The following is a 19973-nucleotide window of genomic DNA, read 5'->3' as shown; positions in this document are numbered from 1 at the left end:
TGATTAATTATTTATTATTGATTGATTTTGTTTTGATTTCTAAATAAGGTATTCATGATAATGTCTTTTCTGTCATCCACAATTTTTTCATATTCTTCATCCGTCAAACGCATGGTTCTTTGAAAAAGTGGACGCATGGAAATAGGAAAGGAGATTAATGAAACCATATTAATTATAAACTGTATTGGCGCCATTTTGTCTATCGTTCCTTTCTCCATTTCTACAAGTACTTCTTCATAGAATTTTTTAAGCATTCGTTCCATTCCTTCTTCATCCTTGAAATAGCAGCCTTGGTTGAATTGGGTTACCAGGTAGATTTCCATGTAAGGATATTCTTTCGCCATTACAAAAGAATCATCTATAAATTCTTCAATTTTTGCTTTAAAAGGCAGTTCAGAAAAAACAATTGATTCGGTTCTTTGTTGCTCTTTTTCTTGTGCATCGGCAAAAACGATTTCAAACAATTTATCTCTGGAACGGAAATAGTAATTTATCAAAGTCCTGTTAACTCCCGCTGCATCAGCTATTTCCTGAGTGGTTGCATTAAATTTACCTTCACCAAAAAATAATTTCTTGGCAGTTTTTTTAATTAAATCCTCAGTAGCCTCATCTTTATTTTTAATATACATAGTGTTTAACATTTTTGTTAAACAAAATTATTAAATAATTTATTTTGACAAATTTGTCAAATTGAATTTAACTTTTCTTTAACAAAAAACGTTTTCGGAGCGGCTGAATTTTAGAATGGGGAAAGTTTGTTGTGGTATAAAGAATACCGTAATTTAGCCAAAATTATTTTTATGCATTCCATCAGTGAATATCAGGATGGCTTTTTAAATTATCTAGAAAGCCAGAAGATTGTCAAAGAGCCAAAATCACTATACGAACCTATTCAGTATATATTGTCGTTAGGAGGAAAAAGGATTCGTCCTATTCTGACATTAATGGCAGCTGAGATTTTTGATCAAGAATATAAGAAAGCATTGCCGGCAGCTTTGGCGGTAGAAGTGTTTCATAATTTCTCACTTGTTCATGATGATATAATGGACGATGCGCCGCTTCGTCGGGGCAAAGAAACAGTTCATGAAAAGTGGAATATCAATACAGGTATCCTTTCAGGAGATGCCATGTTGATTCTGGCCTACCAATATTTTGAAAAGTATGAGCCGGTAATCTTCCAGTCTTTGGCAAAGCTTTTTAGTAAAACAGCACTTGAAGTATGCGAAGGGCAGCAATGGGATGTAGATTTTGAAAACCGTGATGATGTTACAATTCCGGAATATCTGAAAATGATTGAATATAAAACAGCCGTACTGGTTGCTGCTGCAATGAAAATGGGAGCCATTATAGCTGAGACTTCTGTTGAAAATGGTGAGGCGATTTATGATTTCGGATTAAATCTTGGTATCGCTTTCCAATTGCAGGATGATTATTTGGATGCTTTTGGAAACCCAGAAACATTCGGGAAGCAAGTAGGCGGTGATATAATTGAAAATAAAAAGACGTATCTTTATTTGAAGACGTTGCAATTTGCAACACCGGAAGAAAAAGAACAGTTGCTACACCTGTATTCTATACAGCCTACGGACAATTCTGAAAAGATAAATTCTGTAAAAGAAATTTTTAATCAAACCGGAGCATCAAAAGCAACTCAGGAAGCCATCAAGGAATATACGTTTAAGGCTTTTGAAACATTGGAAAAATTAAATATTGGCCAGGATAAAAAAGCAGTATTGAAAGCTTTTGGTGAAAATTTGATGGGCCGAAAAGTTTAATGTCTGACACGGATTACAAAATACCCTTTCAGGGTTCCAAACCCTGAAAGGGTTATAAAAACACTATGAATTTTATTGCACCTATAAATACCGATAATTTACTTTCTGAAGCCGAGAAAGAAAATCTGTATTTGAAATTACTGGAACAAATCAACAAGGACTTTAATTTTGCGAATGAGCCGATTGATTTTCCACTCAGTACTAAGCCGGTAGAATTGAAAATCCAGCTGCATGAAAAAGTGTACAGACTGATCCAGCACAAATTTGCAGAATACCTGAATCTCCTTTATATTATTGATGTTCCCGAAGCTGAGGTCAAAAAATTAGATGGCTCTGATTTAGTAGAGTTATCTGAGCAAATTGTTTTTCTCATCCTAAAAAGAGAATGGCAGAAAGTTTGGTTTAGAAATAAGTTTTAAAAAGGTTCTAAGGCGCTGAGGTACTAAGGTCCTTAGTTCTTTTTTAGCCAGATGATTTTCGGATTAAATTTTTTAGCCGCAGATTAAATGATTACACAGATTTAAGAAGCTAATTCGTTAAATAAAAAACATACAAAAATATATTTTCAATAATATTCTTTTTTAAATATAAGACACACAACCTTAGTATCTCAGAGCCTTAGTACCTTAGCATCTTAAAAACACACACAACCTTAGCGCCTCAGAACCTTAGTGTCTTTGCATCTTAAAAATAAACCCTCACAAACGGCATCAAAGCATCATTATAAACATTCTTATCGCTGTCGAACAGAACATTATATCGTGCGCCAACCGTAACGTTGTCCATGCGGTAACCGGCTCCAAGGAAAAGTGCCGTGTTCCAAAAATTATCAGAACCGCCTCCAACTTTATCGTCATAATCCAGATTAACTCTTAGCTGTTCCAGTTCGGCAGAAAGTTGGATTTCAGGAATTGGATTCGCCAATAGGATAAGGCTAGGGCCATAGATATAGGACTCGTAAAAATCTTTATCTCTTACGTAACTTACCTGCAAAGCCAAACCAGCAGAAAAATATGGATTGAAGTCATATATAGCGCTTGGAGCTACAGAAACATTGGTGTATCCAGAGCCAAAACCAAGCCCTAATCCGCCGCCGAAACGTATCCTGCTTTGAAAATCATTGTTTGTATTTTGCTGTGCTATAGCATTTGATGAAACAGCCAAGAAAATAACTGCCAACAAGGGTTTTGTTATATGGTTAAGATTAAGTATTTTCATGGCCAAATTTTAAGTTAAGTTTAAGACATAAAAGTATGAAATATTTATTAGATTGTTCTAATTGTCGTACTTTTGCAAAAATATTTTTAACAAATTAGGACATTCAACTAAATTATGGATAGGTTTTCCTTTTTAAACGCGGCACATACTGAATTTTTTGCTCAATTATACGACGAATATCTTGAGAATCCGGATAGCGTAGAACCAAGCTGGAGAAGTTTCTTTCAGGGGTTCGATTTCGGAATGCAGACTTATAATGAAGAACATGAGGCTCCGGCACAGCAGCTTGCAAACTATGCAACATCAAGCAATGTCGATGTAAGCCAAATTTCAGAAAAACTACAAAAAGAATTTAATGTGTTGAAGCTGATCGACGCCTACAGAACGCGCGGTCACTTGTTTACGAAAACCAATCCGGTACGAGACAGAAGAATTTTTAGCCCGAACCTGGATCTTGAAAACTTCGGACTTTCACAAGCTGATTTGAATACTGTTTTTGATGCAGCAAAGGCCATCAAAATCGCACCTTGCTCTTTGCAGGAAATCATTGGTCACTTAGACAAAATCTACTGCCAGCATATTGGTGTGGAATACATGTATATCCGTAAGCCGGAAGTAATCCAATGGATTCAGGATAGAATCGGATACAATGACAATCATCCTAGATTTTCAGATGACCAAAAGAAAAATATTCTTAATAAATTAAATGAGGCAGTTTCTTTCGAGAACTTCCTTCATACCAAATATGTTGGACAAAAACGTTTCTCTCTTGAAGGAGGTGAAACATTAATCCCTGCTCTTGATGCTTTGATTGAAGCAGCTGCAGAAAAAGGAGTAGAGCAGTTTGTTATGGGAATGGCACACAGAGGCCGTTTGAATGTTTTGGCAAACGTTTTTGGAAAAAACACACAAGATATCTTCTCTGAATTTGATGGAAAAGATTATGACGATGATGCGCTTTTCGATGGTGACGTAAAATACCACTTAGGACTGACTGCTGATAAAAAGACAAAATCAGGAAAAAGTATCAACATCAATTTAGCACCAAACCCTTCGCACTTGGAAACGGTAGGAGCTGTAATTGAAGGAATCACAAGAGCAAAACAAGATCGCCACTTCCCGGATGATTTCTCAAAAGTACTGCCAATTGCACTTCATGGTGATGCTGCTATTGCTGGACAAGGAATTGTTTATGAAATCGTTCAGATGGCGCAATTGGACGGATATAAGACAGGTGGTACAATTCACTTGGTAATCAACAACCAGGTTGGATTTACGACTAACTATCTGGATGCCCGTTCGTCTACTTACTGTACGGATATTGCAAAAGTGACGCTTTCGCCGGTTCTACACGTAAATGCAGATGATGCAGAAGCAGTTGTTCATGCCATGCTTTTTGCTTTGGACTACAGAATGCAGTTTGGAAGCGATGTTTTCATCGACTTGCTAGGATATAGAAAATATGGACACAATGAAGGTGATGAGCCTCGTTTCACCCAACCAAAATTATACAAGCTTATTGCTAAGCATCAAAACCCAAGAGATATCTATGCTGAAAGATTAATAGCAGAAGGTGTGATTGATGACAAGTATGTAGGCAAATTAGAAAAAGAATACAAAACGATGTTGGATGAAAATCTGGAAGCATCGCGTAAAAAAGACCTGACAATCATTACTCCGTTCATGCAAAACGAATGGAATGGTTTTGTTCAGGCAGATGAAAAAGAAATGCTTCAGAAAGTCGATACGACTTTCTCAAAAGAAACATTGGGAGAAATTGCACAGACAATTACAACATTGCCAAGTGATAAGAAATTTATCAGCAAAATCCAGAAGCTAATCAATGACAGAAAAGTCATGTATGAAACGGACAAGCTGGATTGGGCAATGGCTGAATTATTAGCCTATGGCTCATTGACAACTGAAGGTTATGATGTTCGTATTTCAGGACAAGATGTGGAGAGAGGAACATTCTCTCACCGTCATGCTGTTGTGAAAGTTGAGGATTCTGAAGAAGAAGTAATCTTGTTGCAACACCTGAAAAATCAAAAAGGAAAATTCCATATCTATAACTCACTTTTGTCTGAGTATGGTGTGGTTGGTTTTGATTACGGATATGCTTTGGCAAGTCCAAAAACATTGACGATTTGGGAAGCTCAGTTTGGAGATTTCTCTAACGGTGCCCAAATCATGATTGACCAATATATTTCTGCTGCAGAAGATAAATGGAACAACCAAAACGGACTTGTAATGTTACTTCCGCACGGTTATGAAGGTCAGGGAGCTGAACACTCTTCAGCAAGAATGGAAAGATACCTGCAACTTTGTGCTAACCACAATATGTTTGTGGCTGATTGTACTACTCCGGCTAACTTCTTCCACTTGTTGAGAAGACAGATGAAAACGGCCTACAGAAAACCATTGATTGTGTTTACTCCAAAAAGTTTATTACGCCATCCATCAGTAGTTTCTACTGTAGATGAATTTGCAAACGGAAGCTTCCAGGAAGTTTTGGATGATCCAAATGTAAATGCTAAAGATGTTAAGACTTTAGTATTCTGTACCGGAAAATTCTATTATGATTTGGTAGCAGAAAGAGAAGCAAACGGTAGAAAAGATGTAGCCTTTGTAAGAATCGAACAGCTTTTCCCTTTGCCAGTTGATCAGTTAAAAGCCATTATTGAAAAATATCCAAATGCTGATGATTATGTTTGGGCACAAGAAGAGCCTAAAAACATGGGAGCTTACGGTTACATGCTGATGAATTTTGATTTAGTGAAATTGAGAGTGGCTTCTTTGAAAGCATACAGTGCGCCTGCTGCAGGAAGCTATGCACGTTCTAAAAAGCGTCATGCAGCTGCAATAGCGATGGTTTTTGATAAAAATCTTTTCAGCTAATTAAGATTTTGATGCCTATCAAGGCTAAAAAACGTAATTTTGAAATAATAAGTAGTATACAAATAACAACACCATAAAATTATATACAGATGATTTTAGAAATGAAAGTTCCTTCACCGGGGGAATCAATCACCGAAGTTGAAATCGCAACTTGGTTAGTAAAAGACGGAGATTACGTAGAAAAAGATCAAGCGATTGCTGAAGTAGATTCAGATAAAGCAACTTTGGAATTGCCGGCTGAAGCTAGCGGAATTATCACGCTAAGAGCAGAAGAAGGTGATGCAGTAGCTGTTGGTCAGGTAGTTTGCTTGATTGATACAAGTGCTGCTAAGCCAGAAGGAAGTGCTCCGGCAAAAGAAGAAAAGAAAGAGGAAGCTCCAAAAGCAGAAGTTAAGAAAGAAGAGCCTAAAGCAGAAGCAAAACCAGCGCCTGCTGCGGAAAAAACATATGCTACAGGAACTCCTTCGCCAGCTGCGAGAAAAATCTTGGACGAAAAAAATATTGAAGCATCATCTGTTGAAGGAACCGGAAAAGGCGGAAGAATCACTAAAGACGATGCTGTAAACGCAAAACCTTCTATGGGAACTCCAACAGGAGGAAACCGTGGTTCTGAAAGAACAAAATTATCAATGCTTCGCAGAAAAGTTGCAGAGCGTTTGGTTGCAGCCAAAAATGAAACGGCAATGCTTACGACTTTCAATGAAGTAAACATGACGCCAATCAATTTGGTTCGTAATGAATATAAAGATGCTTTCAAAGCAAAACATGGCGGATTAGGTCTGGGTTATATGTCATTCTTTACAAAAGCAGTGACAAGAGCTTTACAGCTGTATCCGGATGTAAACTCAATGATTGACGGACAAGAAAAAATTTCATACGATTTCTGCGATATCTCAGTAGCAGTTTCAGGACCAAAAGGACTTATGGTTCCTGTGGTTAGAAATGCTGAAAACCTGACTTTCCGTGGAATCGAGTCTGAAATCAAGAGATTGGCAATAAGAGCTCGTGACGGACAGATTACTGTAGACGATATGACCGGAGGAACTTTTACAATCTCTAACGGGGGTGTTTTTGGAAGTATGCTTTCAACACCAATCATTAACCCTCCGCAATCTGGAATCTTAGGAATGCACAACATTATCGAGCGTCCGATTGCCGTAAACGGTAAAGTGGAAATCCACCCGATGATGTATGTAGCACTTTCTTATGACCACAGAATTATTGACGGACGTGAGTCAGTTGGTTTCTTGGTTGCGGTAAAAGAAGGTTTGGAGAATCCGGTAGAATTATTGATGGATAACAATCCTAAAAAAGCTTTGGAACTATAATTTCAAGCTTTAGAATATAAAAAAATCCCGTTCGAAAGAGCGGGATTTTTTATTTATTGGGTTTATTGTTTCAAATAAAAATATTCTCCATTGTAATCGATAATCCCATGGCCTTTCATCAAAATGTCAGCGCCAATAATGCCGTGGACAGGCTTTGCCTTGTATTGCTCCAAAGCCAGGTTAACGTGCGACATATTAAAGATTACTAAAGAAAAATCATCGGTTTTCCAACGCCCTAATTGGAGTGTGTTGTTGGTCGACATTTGGGTTTCCATCCCCACAGCTCCGGCTCCTGCGGCTTTTGTAGAGGATTCTTCAGCAAACAGGTTGAAATGCTCAATATCACCAAAACCAACGCAGCTGTTGGACGCTCCAGTATCTAATATAAAACTACCGCTAACGCCATTAATTTTCGCTTTAATAACGAGATGGTTCGTTTTTGAGATTTTTAACTTGATTTTTTTGTAACCTTTCTTTTTTAAGGCATCGAAAATAGTATCCATTTGTAAGCTATGAGTAAATCAAAAATAACGATTTACGAACAAACCTATCTCATCCAAAACATAATATTTTGCTAAGATTTTCTTGATTTTGGGATTTGCTCGTATTGTTCCTATTTTTGCAATATGATTTTAATAGATACACATTCGCATATTTACAGCGAAGAATTTGACCAGGACAGGAGTGAGATGATGCAGCGTGCTTTTGACGCCGGAATTCAAAGAATTTTTGTGCCATCAATTGATTCCGGGTATACCCAAAAAATGTATGATTTGGAAAAACAATATCCGGAAAATGTATTCCTGATGATGGGACTACATCCTACCTATGTCAAAGAGAATTATGAAGAGGAATTGGCTTTTGTGGAATCTGAATTGTCAAAAAGAAAGTTCTATGCCGTTGGCGAAATCGGAATTGACCTTTTTTGGGACAAAACCCGATTGGAAGAACAAAAAATTGCCTTTAAAAGACAAATCCAGCTTGCTAAAAAATACAGCCTTCCAATAAATATCCATTGCAGGGATGCCTTTGATGAGGTTTTTGAAGTGCTTGAATCAGAAAAAGATGAAAAACTATTTGGGATTTTCCATTGCTTTACCGGCGATTATGAACAGGCACAACAGGCAATATCATGCAATATGAAATTAGGAATTGGCGGAGTTGCAACTTTCAAGAATGGAAAGATTGACCAATTTCTGAATCAGATTGACCTGAAACACATCGTTTTGGAAACCGATTCTCCTTATTTGGCTCCAGTGCCTTTTAGAGGGAAGCGAAATGAAAGCAGCTATACAAAGCTGGTAGCAGAAAAACTAGCCCTGATATATGGAGTTTCTATTGAAGAGATTGCTAAAATTACGACCGAAAATGCCAAAGAGGTTTTCGGTATTTAACAAAGAAAACACATCAAATTCATAAAATTTTTGTTCATTTGTAGATTGTTAAAAAAACGTAAGTAATGTCAAAATTCGATAAAATTCGACCGTTTTATGATAGCGAAGTAAACGAAGCCTTATGCAAAGTTGCTGATCATCCAATGATGAAAGCCATGATGAGCTTCACGTATCCGGACGTCGAAGAAAAAGATTGGATAGAGCAGTTAAAAAGAACGCATTCTATTAGAGATTTCCAATGCAATTTTATCTATCATGCCGTCATGAAGGTGCTCGAAAAAAGTTCGGACGGATTGACTACTTCTGGTTTTGAGAAATTAGAAAAACACACGCCTTATCTTTTTATTTCCAATCACAGGGATATCATTTTAGATACATCGCTACTAAATACCTGTCTTTTTGACCACGGTTTGGTAATGACAGCTTCGGCAATTGGTGATAATTTAGTGCGTAAAACGTTCCTGCATATTTTATCTAAACTGAATCGGAATTTTCTGGTTCAGAGAGGCTTGTCGCCTAGAGAGCTGCTTCAAAGCTCAAAATTGATGTCAGAATATATCTGCCAGCTTATTTTAAGAGAAAATCGTTCTGTTTGGATTGCCCAACGAGAAGGAAGAACAAAAGATGGTAATGATGCAACACATCCGGGAGTACTGAAAATGCTTTCGATGGGTTCTGATGAAGACAACCTGATGGACTATTTTAAGAAATTAAAAATTGTTCCGGTATCTATTTCCTATGAATACGACCCGACAGATGCGCTAAAAATGCCACAATTAATGGCAGAAGCAAATGATGAGGTGTATATAAAAGAGAAAAACGAAGACTTTATGACGCTCCTGAGCGGAATTATGGGTCAGAAAAAGAGAATCCATATTCATGTAGGAGACGTTTTAGAAGCTGAATTGGATGAGATCGCTACAAAATTCGACAATTCAAATAGACAGATTCAGGCTTTAGCTCAAACTATAGACGATGCTGTGTTGGCGAACTACAAGTTATGGCCAACCAATTATATAGCTTACGATTTGTTGAATAATACGGATAAATATTCCCACTTATATACCGAAAAAGAAAAATCGCTTTTTGAAAGAAGATTAGAAATAAGAATCGATGAAAGTAATCCGGTAGAACTGCAAGGATTTCTGGCGATGTATGCCAATCCGGTAGTCAATAAATCAAAATATGAGAATGCTGTCTAAAGCAAAAATACTTTTGGTTTATACCGGCGGGACAATCGGTATGGTGAAAGACTTTGAGACAGGCGCCTTAAAAGCTTTCAACTTTAGTAAACTGCTTCAAAGAATACCAGAATTAAAGCAATTGGACTGTGAGATTGAAACGGTTTCTTTTGATACTCCCATAGATTCTTCTAACATGAATCCTGATAATTGGGTTAGGATTGCAACAATTATTGAGGAAAACTATACTGCTTTTGACGGCTTTGTCGTGCTTCACGGTTCAGATACGATGTCGTATTCAGCTTCCGCTTTAAGCTTTATGCTGGAAAATCTTGCGAAGCCAGTGGTGTTTACGGGTTCTCAATTGCCAATAGGTGATCTAAGAACAGATGCCAAAGAAAATCTGATTACAGCAATCCAAATTGCTTCCTTGCAACATAAAAACAAACCGGTTATTAATGAAGTATGCCTTTATTTTGAATACAAGCTATACAGAGGAAACCGGACTACAAAAATAAACGCAGAGCACTTTAATGCTTTTATGTCGCCAAATTATCCGCCATTGGCTGAATCGGGTGTGCATTTAAAAGTGAATAATGACTTGCTGTTGCCAAAATCCGGAAACAAAAAATTCCAAGTACATAAAGAATTGGACAACAATGTAGCCATCGTAAAAATGTTTCCCGGAATTAGCGAAAACGTACTGGCTGCTATTTTTAATATTCCCAACCTGAAAGGGATTGTCATAGAGACTTATGGTGCCGGAAATGCACCAACAGATGAATGGTTTATTTCGTTATTGAAGAAAGCCATCAAAAACGGATTGCATGTCATTAATGTGACGCAATGCACAGCTGGAAGCGTAAGTATGGGGCATTATGAAACGAGTACGTCATTGAAAAAAATAGGCGTGATATCTGGCAAAGACATTACTACAGAATCGGCAATAACAAAGCTGATGTATCTTATTGGGCAGAAAGTTTCTCCAAATGTTTTCAAGACTATTTATGAAACCGCTTTGCGGGGCGAATTGTCATAATTTTTTAGCTATAAATTTTCTTTAGTCGGAATTTTTGCAGTTCTTTGCAACCGCAAATTAATAGAGAGGTGTCCGAGTGGTTGAAGGAGCAAGCCTGGAAAGTTTGTATATGGGTAACTGTATCGTGGGTTCGAATCCCATCCTCTCTGCTAAAAAAATCCAAACCCTGTAAGTCATCAGATTTACAGGGTTTTTGTTTTTATGTATTTTTAAAATTTATCATCAAATCTTTTGCTATAAGGACAAAATTGAAATATTATTAAGAAATAAAAAATAATAACTAAAATTATTAATTTTACGATCGTAAAAACAAAAACAAATTAAAATTATGACCAAATTAAAAAACCTTTTCTTAATTCTACCTCTAACAGTCTTTGGCTTGTATTCTTGTAGTAGTGATGATTCAACTTCAGGAAGTGTTGCTTTAGAAGGTAAATGGCAATTCACAAGAATTGGAACCTTTACTGATAATCAAGAAATACTTACAGATTACCAACACACGCCAGGTTGTACTAAAGATTACATAGAAATACTTCCAGGAGGAATTATTAAAAATCATGAATTTAATAATCCAAATTGTCAAGAAACAATTAGTACAGGAACATGGACTAGAAACAATAATTCTATAACGGTGAGATATCCTGATCAGCCAGCTATTCCTGGTGAAATTTTAGAACTTACAAGTACAACTCTAAAGACAAAATTTACACAGCCTGATATAACAGATATAGAAATATTCATAAGAATCCCATAGATTTTTTAATTTAAAATTGATAGGCTAGTGTCCATTTGGCGTAATAGCTTATTTGTCCATAAGATTTCGACTAATCAGGAGGAATAAAAGCACGCCAAAAAAAAGCATATTTATATAAAGATAGTATATCAACAGATTAGGATAGAGGAACAAATTACATCCATTCCGCTGAAAAATCCAAACCCTGTAAGTCATTAGATTTACAGGGTTTTTACTTTTTTCGTGATTTAATAAAGCAAAAGATTCCAGCTACCATTATTAAAAAGCTTGCTGTAATATTTTTTTCAATTGATTCTATTTCACCTTCAAAAAATAAATAATCTTGTTGCGGGGAGAGTACTGCCTTAATGGATGTTTGTTCCAGTTTTTTGCAATACCCGCGGCCAATTTTTTTACTGACTACAAGATTTTTATATTGAATTTTTATATAGGATGTTCGGGAATTTATTGATTCACAGTCGTATGGTCTCTGAATCACATTAGCTGTAACTTCTGTTCCGTTTAAATAATTATTTTTTTTATTTATATCAGAGAATATCCAGAATAAGGCAAGTAAAATTATGACTAATGAACAAATTGATAGAGGTTTTTTAAGCATAAATTCAAGATTGGTTTATCCTGTTTTTGAGTTAGTGTTACTGTTCAAATATACGTAAACAGGCTCATGATTAATGTTTTAAAAATGGATTTATTTTAAGGATAAACAAAGCCAGAGTATTTTCTGTCAAAATCTAATAAGTTCACTTATAAACTAAACTTCGTCTTTTTCACTCTATTTTGACTTTAAAATTAAATTGAGTACCTTATGCTAAAAATAAGGGAATATGAAGAATATTACGACCCTGTTTAATCTGAGTGAGGGAGAAGATAATCGGGAAAAGACACTTGAAAGCATAAAGAAAAACATTTCTTTTAAAGGAGCCAATCTTTGGATTTTGGCTTGTGCTATAATTATAGCATCCGTAGGACTAAATGTGAATTCAACTGCTGTCATAATAGGAGCCATGCTTATATCGCCTCTTATGGGGCCAATTGTTGGAGCTGGTTTTGCATTAGGAATTTATGACTTCGGACTTCTGAAAAGATCGCTCAAAAACCTGTTAATTGCTACTGTTGTCAGCCTTACGGTTTCTACGCTCTATTTCTTTTTAAGCCCGTTCAAAGATGTACAGTCAGAACTTTTGGCAAGAACGGCGCCTAATATCTATGACATACTCATCGCATTTTTTGGAGGACTCGTTGGTGTTATTGCGGTTACCCGTGTTGAGAAAGGCAATCCGATACCTGGCGTTGCAATTGCAACAGCATTGATGCCGCCTCTTTGTACGGCGGGCTATGGTATAGCAACCGGACAATGGTCTTTCTTTTTAGGGGCTTTTTATCTGTATTGCATTAATTGCGTCTTTATAGGACTTGCTACCTTTTTGATTATAAAGTATCTTAATTATCCTGCGGTAAAACAGGTGGATGAAAAGCAACAGCGTCAGGTAAAATATACTATTTCTTTTCTGATCGCGATTATGATAATTCCGAGCAGCTATCTTGCTTATACGCTATACAGAGAACAACAATTCAAGAAAAACGCCGATATATTTATTGAAAATAAATTCATAAACAATGGTTATACGGTTATCTACAAAAAGACCGAATATAACTCCAGAAAGAAACAGCTTGAATTGGCTTTTTTCACTAAAAAGATTAATAAGGTTCAAAGTGTTTCAAAAAGAGTAGTTTACAAGAATTGAAAACCTTATCGGTAACGATTTAGTTATGGTGCTTGTTGCACTCACTTTCATTTGATTACCTTGTAAATCAGTAGCAAATATACAAAAAAATAGGACGGTAATATTAATTTTCCGTCCTATTTTTTATGTGCCTTTTCAATAGGTGTCATACAAAAATTTTGTAAATTTATTTCCACAGTTGCCCCCACCTACTGATAAAAAATCTTACCACAGGTGGGTTGAACGTGGGTTTTATTGTCAAAGAATGTTTGAAATTTTGTGTATTAGTTTGGTGTAAACTGAATTTAAAGATTAATAACAACACAAAATTATTAGCTATGAAACATTCTTTACACACTATCATTTTAGAGATACATAATAAAGAAGATAAGATTTCTGCCCAAAGCGAAAGGCTAATTGATGAGGCTTATCAAATGACCTTGTATCTGCAAGACCTGTTATTTTCGGTCAAGGAACACGTTATTAAAACAGGATTTAAAAACGATGAAGAAGAAATACAATTCTTCAGAACCATTAAACCCCAAATCCTCGGTAAACTGATTTACTACAATAAGGTTTACCGAATTGAAACAACCTGTCCCGTCAGCAATGGTAAAATGTATTACAGCTATTTTTCAAACCAATTAGCAAGTCTGAAAAGAGAATACATTGAGCATATTTGCAACTCTGACTTTTACAGGTATTATCGTTCAGGACGTACTGACCGTGACCATACTTATTTCAAACGTGGAAACATAAACTACCACGACGGGCTAAACAGTATAGTCTTTGAAATAGACCCCGAATTTTCTACTTTCTATGACTATAAAACTGCGAGGATTATCGCCAACGAATTGCTCTACTCTTACCTAATTACCAAAATCAATCCTGACGAACATCCCGATGCCATTCTACAAAAGCCTGAAAGCTCAAAAGATATATTTTGGACGGACAGCAAAAATGCCCTTATAGAATTGATATATTCGCTTTACGCTTCCGGTGCGATTTCTCACGGTAAAATAGGTGTCCGAAAAATCAGTTTGATGTTTCAAATACTTTTCGGCATCACGCTGGGCGACTTACATCACGCTTTCCACAGAATGAAAACCCGTAGCGGTTCACGAACAGCATTTTTAGACCAGCTCAAAACTTCATTAGAGGAATATATGGATAAAGACCTTTAGCTGAATGCTGGTCATTGTTCAAAGGCAGTACATTTTTCGTGTACTGCCTTTTTTTATATCCTTTGCCAATGTATGTACATTGGCGAATTGAAGTAAAAGGTATAGGCTTACAATTCCAAATACCGTGTAACCCTCATAAATAAAGGGTTTTAACCGATTGTAAAAAATTTCAAAAAACCGCCAAACCAATTGGCGAGGCTTGGCGGACAAACACTGCCACCCTTAGCAATTTTGCATTGTGAACATTAAAAAGCAATGCAATGAAAATCATAACCATTGAAGAAGAAGCGTGGAAACAGCTCAATAGCCGTATCAACGCTATTGCGGATTATCTGAAAAGATTGGACGACACAAGCTATGATGATTTGTGGCTCAACAATCACGAGGTCTGCCAATACCTGCATATCAGCGAAAAAACTTTATGGCGTATGCGTACCAAAGGCGAAATAACCTACTCCAAAATTTACGGGCAATACTTCTACACGATTGGAGCAATCAAGGATATGCTTAATACCAATGCCGTACAAAGTAGCGACGAATATGTAGAGGAGCTTATGGCAAAGGGCAAAAGCTACATCGAAAAAGGCAGAAAACTGAAATCAGGTAAATAACAGGTATGAACCATTAAAAGTAAAAGCTATGAATATTGATAGAATGGAATTTTTGTCGTGGATGGAGCGGATAATGGATAGGCTGGATATGTTGAGTAACCATATAGATGACTTACAGAAGAAACGCAACAGCATAGACGGCGAGGAACTGCTCGACAATCAGGATTTATTACAAATGCTGAAAATCAGCAACCGCTCCCTCCAGCGTTACCGTTCTATTGGCAAACTGCCCTATTATACGATAAGTGGAAAACTCTATTATAAGCTATCCGATGTACATCAGTTTATTCGAGAGAGCTTTAACCATCCTACGGGTAAGTAATACGCCAAACACTGCCAATGACTGCCAATGACTGCCACTTCGTGTTATGCTGTAACCACTTCCTTTACTTTCGGCATTGAACTTTAAATTTTTCAGATTATGAGCGAAGAAACATTAAATCAACAGGAAGCACCCGAACAGGTTGCACAGGAAATACCTGAGCAACTTTCGGACGTGCTGTTAGTGCTGGATAAAGAGAAAATGAAAATCCAAGCCGTTAAGGGTATTGACAAGGACGGGAACTTAGAAACCGTTGACCCGACCAAGAAGAACCAATCCGACTTTTTACGAGTGGATAAACACGGAGATTTCATTTCCAACTTCTTCTCCAACTTTTGGCGACAGTTGAAAAACCCAACCCCTTTTGCATTCTTCAAAGTGGACGCAAATGAAGCCGTCGAAAAGGCAAAGCAATTTCAGAAACAGGTAGATAGTCCTACGCCGGAGGGCAAAAAGGAAATGGAAAAACACGAGGTCAAGAATGAACCTAAAGAGGAACAGAAACAAGAAAATCAAAAAGATATGGCAACATCACAAACAACACAGGAAAAAAGCGAATACCGCTTTCAGCCTGAACAGGTCGATTGGCAAACAATGAACAATTTCGGAGTAAGTAAAGAGTATCTTGAAAAGAGGAATTTGCTTGAACCATTATTAAAAGGCTATAAAACACCCGAGCTTTTAAATGTAAGCGTAAATTTTGGAGGCGTGGCAGTTCGTACCGATGCCCGTTTACAGCTTCGGAACAACGAAAATGGAGAAACCGTAGTAATGGTACACGGTGTCCGAAATGCCCCCGAATTGCACAGAGAATTTTTCGGGCATAAGTTTACGGACGAAGACAAAAAAAACCTGCTTGAAACGGGAAATATGGGGCGTATTGTTGATTTGAAATACAAAACAGGAAACACAATACCGTCAATTATCCAAGTGGATAAACTTACCAATGAACTTGTGTCCGTGCCGTCGTCCTTTATCAGAGTGCCTGATAAAATTGGCGACAGGGAATTAACCGAGGCAGAAAAACAAACCGTACAAGAGGGTAAACCGCTTAGATTGGAGGGATTGATTTCTGAAAAAGGAACTCCTTATAACCTGACTGTACAATACAATATTGACACATACAGGCTGGACTTCAATTTTGATAATTCTCAATCCAATAAACAGGCACAAAACAATCAGCAAAGCCAAGAGCCGAACCCTCTTACAGAATTTAGAGGCAAAGAATTGAATGATGAACAACGCAACAAGCTCAAAGACGGTCAATCCGTATTCATTGAATTGACGGATAAAAAAAATCAGCCTTATAACGGATATATAACCCTGAATAAAGAAACCGATAAATTGTTTTTCGAGTTCCCCGATAAATACAAAGAACGGGTACAGGCATCGGAAGCTCACAAAACACAAACAGAGGTCAATTCCAAAGGCAAAACCAACGAAGCGACCAAAAATATTAATGAGCCTTTGCAGAAAGGACAACAAGCACCGAAGAACGAACAACAACAGGAGAAACAGAATAAACCCAAAGCCCCTGCAAAATCAAGAAGTAGAAAAGTAAGTTAGTTATGAAAACAGTTATCGCAGAAAAACCAAGCGTAGCGAGAGAAATAGCCAGCCTGTTAGGAGCTTCCGATAAAAAGGACGGCTATCTAACGGGCAATGGCTATTTTGTTACGTGGGCATTCGGTCATTTAATTGGCTTAGGAATGCCCGAAGACTACGGGATTTCGGGGTTTGATAAGGCTTCATTGCCTATCCTCCCGAACCCGTTTATATTGACCGTCAGAAAGGTCAAAAAAGACAAAGGCTACCAAGCCGATACGGGAGCATTAAAGCAACTGAAAGTCATCAAAGAACTGTTCAACAAAAGCGATAGTATTATCGTTGCTACCGATGCAGGACGTGAGGGCGAGTTGATTTTCAGGTATATTTACGAACATCTGAAATGCCGTAAACCCTTTGAGCGACTTTGGATAAGCTCGCTTACCGAAAAGGCAATCAAGCAAGGGTTTGACAGCCTGAAAGACGGCAAAGAATTTGACGGATTGTATCAGGCTGCACAAGGCAGAAGCCGTGCCGATTGGCTGGTGGGTATCAATGCCACACAAGCATTGAGTATATCCGCAGGCAACGGTATTTATTCTTTGGGCAGAGTGCAAACGCCTACGTTGGCTTTGATTTGCAAACGCTATTTGGAAAACAAAAATTTCTCAATTAAGAAGTATTGGCAAATTCAGCTATTGCACCGCAAAGAGGATATTGATTTTAAGAGTATCTCAAAAACTAAATGGGACGAGCAAAAGTTAGCGGAAGATACATTAAGGTCAATACAAAGACACGGCATTACTACGGTTGTATCTGTGGAAAGCAAAAATACCACGGAGCAACCGCCCTTGCTTTTTGACCTTACAGGACTGCAAAAGGAAGCCAACAAAAAGCTCAACCTATCCGCCGAACAAACGCTAAACATTGCCCAAAGCCTGTACGAACAAAAATTTATTACCTATCCCCGTACCGGAAGCAAATACATACCGGAAGATATGTGGGCAGAAATCCCGAACCTCGTAAGGGCTTTGCAGGACAACGATAATTTCAAACAAGCGGTATCAAAATTAAAATGGGGTCGGTTTAATAAGCGGATAGTAAATGACCTCCGTGTAACAGACCACCACGGTTTACTCATAACCGACAAAATCCCGTCTGCCCTGAATGCAGACGAAACAAAGGTGTATAATATGATTGCCTTTCGACTGCTCGAAGCCATATCACAAGCTTGTGTAAAAGAAGTAACGGATATAGCGTTGGAAGTGTCGCATTACGATTTTACGCTGAAAGGCTGTAAGATATTAGAGGCTGGCTGGCGTTCCATAAAAGGCAGTTTCTCGGACGAAGATACCGAACCGATACAGGATTTGCCCGAACTAAAAAAGGGCGACGAACTGAAAATCAAAGAAGCCTCCTGTTTGGAAAAGAAAACCAAACCGCCCATACTGTTTACCGAAGCCGGACTATTGTCGGCAATGGAAAATGCAGGCAGGGAAATCGAAAACGAGGACGAACGGAAAGCCCTGCAAAATATCGGTATCGGTACACCTGCCACAAGAGCTGCGATAATCGAAACCCTGTTTACCCGTAATTATATCCAACGGGAAAAGAAAGCCTTAATACCAACGGAGAAAGGATTGCAGGTATATGAATTGGTAAAAGACCGCAAAATTGCGGACGTGGCTATGACTGCCGAATGGGAATTGGCTTTGCAGAAAATCGAAAACAACGAAGTTGATGCAAGGGTATTTCTAAGGGAAATGGAAACCTACGCAAAGTCCATAACAGACGAATTGCTACAAACCTCCATTGCCAACGAGAACCTGCCTAAACTGACCTGTCCGAAATGCAAAAGTCAGCAATTGATTATCCGTGATAAGATTGTAAAATGTCCTGACGAAACGTGTAATTGGGTACAGTTCCGTAATGTTTGCGGAGTGCATATCAGTATAGCCGATATTACAAGCCTTGTCAATAAAAGCAAAACTTCTCTGATTAAAGGAATGACGAGCAAAGCTGGAAAGAAATTCGATGCCTATATCATTCTGAAAGAAAATGCCGAAAGTTCCTTTGAGTTTGAGAAAAACAAAAAATATAAAAGGAAATGACCAATCTTATCATATCACAACAGGAAATAGCACCGCTTATTCACACGATACGGGATAAACAAGTTATTCTTGATACTGATTTAGCAACGCTCTATCAGGTAGAAACCAAAGCATTAAACAGGGTTTTAAAGAGAAATGAGAACCGTTTTCCTGAAAATTTCTGCTTTCAGCTTACCGAACAGGAAGAAAAATCTTTGAGGTACCAATTTGGCACCTCAAACGTTGGACGGGGAGGTCGGCGTTATCTACCTTTTGCTTTTACTGAGCAAGGGGTAGCAATGATGTCCGCATTGTTGCGTAGCGATATTGCTGTAAAAGTCAGTATAGAGATAATGAATGCCTTTGTTGAAATGCGACGTATGCTTATCAGTAATGCAGCATTGTTTCACAGGCTGGATAACATCGAATTGAAGCAATTAGAAGCCGACCAAAAATTTGAGGAAATCTTTAAGGCTTTGGAAAGCGGAAAACTCCAAAGCGAAAAAGGTATTTTCTATAACGGGCAGGTCTTTGATGCTTACAAATTTGTAGCGGATATTATCAGGAATGCCGAAAGCTCCATTATCCTGCTCGACAATTATGCAGATGATACGGTGCTGACCTTGTTAGGCAAACGCAAGGATAATGTAACGGCAAAAATCTACACCAAAGCTATCAGCAATCAGTTACGGCTGGATGTACAACGGTACAATAGTCAATATTCCCCGATTGAAGTTGAGCTATTCCCCGATGCACACGACCGATTTTTGATAATCGACCAAACAGAACTTTATCATATCGGAGCTTCGCTCAAAGACTTGGGTAAAAAGTGGTTTGCGTTTTCCCGAATGGATATAGAAGTCGGCAGAATGCTTCAGATTTTGAATAATGTTTAATTAAATCCCTGCTT

General features: G+C 37.7%; 18 protein-coding genes, 1 tRNA gene and 1 pseudogene. 16 read left to right on the top strand and 4 right to left on the bottom strand.

Translation table 11 applies throughout. The annotated features are described in order from the left end of the window. Positions 1-14: 14 nt before the first annotated feature. On the bottom strand, positions 15-629 hold the full coding sequence (locus FJA49_RS10630) for a TetR/AcrR family transcriptional regulator (protein WP_140000896.1): 615 nt from the start codon (positions 627-629) through the stop codon (positions 15-17). A 171-nt stretch (positions 630-800) separates the two neighbouring features. Between FJA49_RS10630 and FJA49_RS10625 the strand changes: the two genes are divergently transcribed. After that, the gene (locus FJA49_RS10625; RefSeq protein WP_140000895.1) at positions 801-1775 is read left to right on the top strand and encodes a polyprenyl synthetase family protein; all 975 of its coding nucleotides are present in this window, start codon (positions 801-803) and stop codon (positions 1773-1775) included. A gap of 65 nt (positions 1776-1840) precedes the next feature. Further along, positions 1841-2194, top strand: coding sequence for a hypothetical protein (locus tag FJA49_RS10620; protein ID WP_140000894.1), 354 nt, complete (start codon positions 1841-1843; stop codon positions 2192-2194). Between the two features lie 265 nt (positions 2195-2459). Here FJA49_RS10620 and FJA49_RS10615 read toward each other — a convergent pair whose 3' ends face one another. Next, a complete protein-coding gene (locus FJA49_RS10615; protein ID WP_140000893.1) occupies positions 2460-2993 on the bottom strand; it encodes a hypothetical protein in 534 nt (177 codons plus the stop codon). Positions 2994-3107: 114 nt separating this feature from the next. On the opposite strand from FJA49_RS10615, the gene FJA49_RS10610 reads away from it, so the two are divergent. Both FJA49_RS10610 and odhB read left to right on the top strand, forming a co-directional pair. Further along, complete coding sequence (locus FJA49_RS10610) at positions 3108-5891, top strand: 2-oxoglutarate dehydrogenase E1 component (RefSeq protein WP_140000892.1); 2784 nt, start codon at positions 3108-3110, stop codon at positions 5889-5891. A gap of 89 nt (positions 5892-5980) precedes the next feature. Then, positions 5981-7219: a 2-oxoglutarate dehydrogenase complex dihydrolipoyllysine-residue succinyltransferase gene (gene odhB, locus FJA49_RS10605; RefSeq protein ID WP_140000891.1), complete on the top strand. Its 1239-nt coding sequence runs from the start codon at positions 5981-5983 to the stop codon at positions 7217-7219. A gap of 62 nt (positions 7220-7281) precedes the next feature. On the opposite strand, the gene FJA49_RS10600 is transcribed toward odhB, so the two are convergent. Beyond that, a complete protein-coding gene (locus FJA49_RS10600; protein WP_140000890.1) occupies positions 7282-7722 on the bottom strand; it encodes a retropepsin-like aspartic protease in 441 nt (146 codons plus the stop codon). A gap of 123 nt (positions 7723-7845) precedes the next feature. Here FJA49_RS10600 and FJA49_RS10595 point away from each other — a divergent pair, with 123 nt between their 5' ends. The 5 genes from FJA49_RS10595 to FJA49_RS10575 all read left to right on the top strand — a co-directional run bounded on the left by FJA49_RS10595 (position 7846) and on the right by FJA49_RS10575 (position 11587). Beyond that, positions 7846-8613, top strand: coding sequence for a TatD family hydrolase (locus FJA49_RS10595; RefSeq protein WP_140000889.1), 768 nt, complete (start codon positions 7846-7848; stop codon positions 8611-8613). Between the two features lie 65 nt (positions 8614-8678). Next, positions 8679-9815, top strand: a complete 1137-nt coding sequence (locus tag FJA49_RS10590) for a 1-acyl-sn-glycerol-3-phosphate acyltransferase (protein ID WP_140000888.1) — start codon at positions 8679-8681, stop codon at positions 9813-9815. Continuing rightward, positions 9805-10833: an asparaginase gene (locus tag FJA49_RS10585; RefSeq protein WP_140000887.1), complete on the top strand. Its 1029-nt coding sequence runs from the start codon at positions 9805-9807 to the stop codon at positions 10831-10833. The genes FJA49_RS10590 and FJA49_RS10585 overlap by 11 nt, the downstream gene beginning before the upstream one ends. 62 nt (positions 10834-10895) lie before the next feature. Then, positions 10896-10982: transfer RNA gene (locus FJA49_RS10580), tRNA-Ser, on the top strand. A gap of 179 nt (positions 10983-11161) precedes the next feature. Then, positions 11162-11587 (top strand): lipocalin-like domain-containing protein, encoded by a 426-nt coding sequence (locus FJA49_RS10575; RefSeq protein WP_140000886.1) that lies wholly within the window; start codon positions 11162-11164, stop codon positions 11585-11587. A 211-nt stretch (positions 11588-11798) separates the two neighbouring features. Here FJA49_RS10575 and FJA49_RS10570 read toward each other — a convergent pair whose 3' ends face one another. Continuing rightward, positions 11799-12185 carry a hypothetical protein gene (locus tag FJA49_RS10570; RefSeq protein ID WP_140000885.1) on the bottom strand — a complete coding sequence of 129 codons (387 nt, stop codon included), beginning with the start codon at positions 12183-12185 and terminating at the stop codon, positions 11799-11801. A 226-nt stretch (positions 12186-12411) separates the two neighbouring features. Here FJA49_RS10570 and FJA49_RS10565 point away from each other — a divergent pair. The 7 genes and pseudogenes from FJA49_RS10565 to FJA49_RS10535 form a co-directional block, all read left to right on the top strand. Then, positions 12412-13293 (top strand): annotated as a pseudogene (locus tag FJA49_RS10565) (DUF389 domain-containing protein); the annotation flags it as partial. 356 nt (positions 13294-13649) lie between these two features. Then, positions 13650-14495: an RteC domain-containing protein gene (locus tag FJA49_RS10560; protein ID WP_112993481.1), complete on the top strand. Its 846-nt coding sequence runs from the start codon at positions 13650-13652 to the stop codon at positions 14493-14495. 260 nt (positions 14496-14755) lie between these two features. Beyond that, positions 14756-15106, top strand: a complete 351-nt coding sequence (locus FJA49_RS10555; protein WP_123852496.1) for a helix-turn-helix domain-containing protein — start codon at positions 14756-14758, stop codon at positions 15104-15106. 28 nt (positions 15107-15134) lie between these two features. Next, the gene (locus FJA49_RS10550; protein ID WP_123852497.1) at positions 15135-15428 is read left to right on the top strand and encodes a helix-turn-helix domain-containing protein; all 294 of its coding nucleotides are present in this window, start codon (positions 15135-15137) and stop codon (positions 15426-15428) included. Positions 15429-15527: 99 nt separating this feature from the next. Next, a complete protein-coding gene (locus FJA49_RS10545) occupies positions 15528-16994 on the top strand; it encodes a DUF3945 domain-containing protein (RefSeq protein WP_123852498.1) in 1467 nt (488 codons plus the stop codon). 2 nt (positions 16995-16996) lie between these two features. Next, positions 16997-19084, top strand: a complete 2088-nt coding sequence (locus FJA49_RS10540; RefSeq protein ID WP_123852499.1) for a type IA DNA topoisomerase — start codon at positions 16997-16999, stop codon at positions 19082-19084. Then, positions 19081-19959 carry an ORF6N domain-containing protein gene (locus FJA49_RS10535; protein WP_123852500.1) on the top strand — a complete coding sequence of 293 codons (879 nt, stop codon included), beginning with the start codon at positions 19081-19083 and terminating at the stop codon, positions 19957-19959. The genes FJA49_RS10540 and FJA49_RS10535 overlap by 4 nt, the downstream gene beginning before the upstream one ends. The last annotated feature ends 14 nt before the right edge of the window (positions 19960-19973 follow it).

Source organism: Flavobacterium microcysteis (assembly GCF_006385255.1).
In the GTDB taxonomy this organism is placed as follows: Bacteria; Bacteroidota; Bacteroidia; order Flavobacteriales; family Flavobacteriaceae; genus Flavobacterium; species Flavobacterium microcysteis.
The sequence above is the reverse complement of the archived record's forward strand: the minus strand, read 5'-3'. Positions and strand labels throughout refer to the sequence as shown.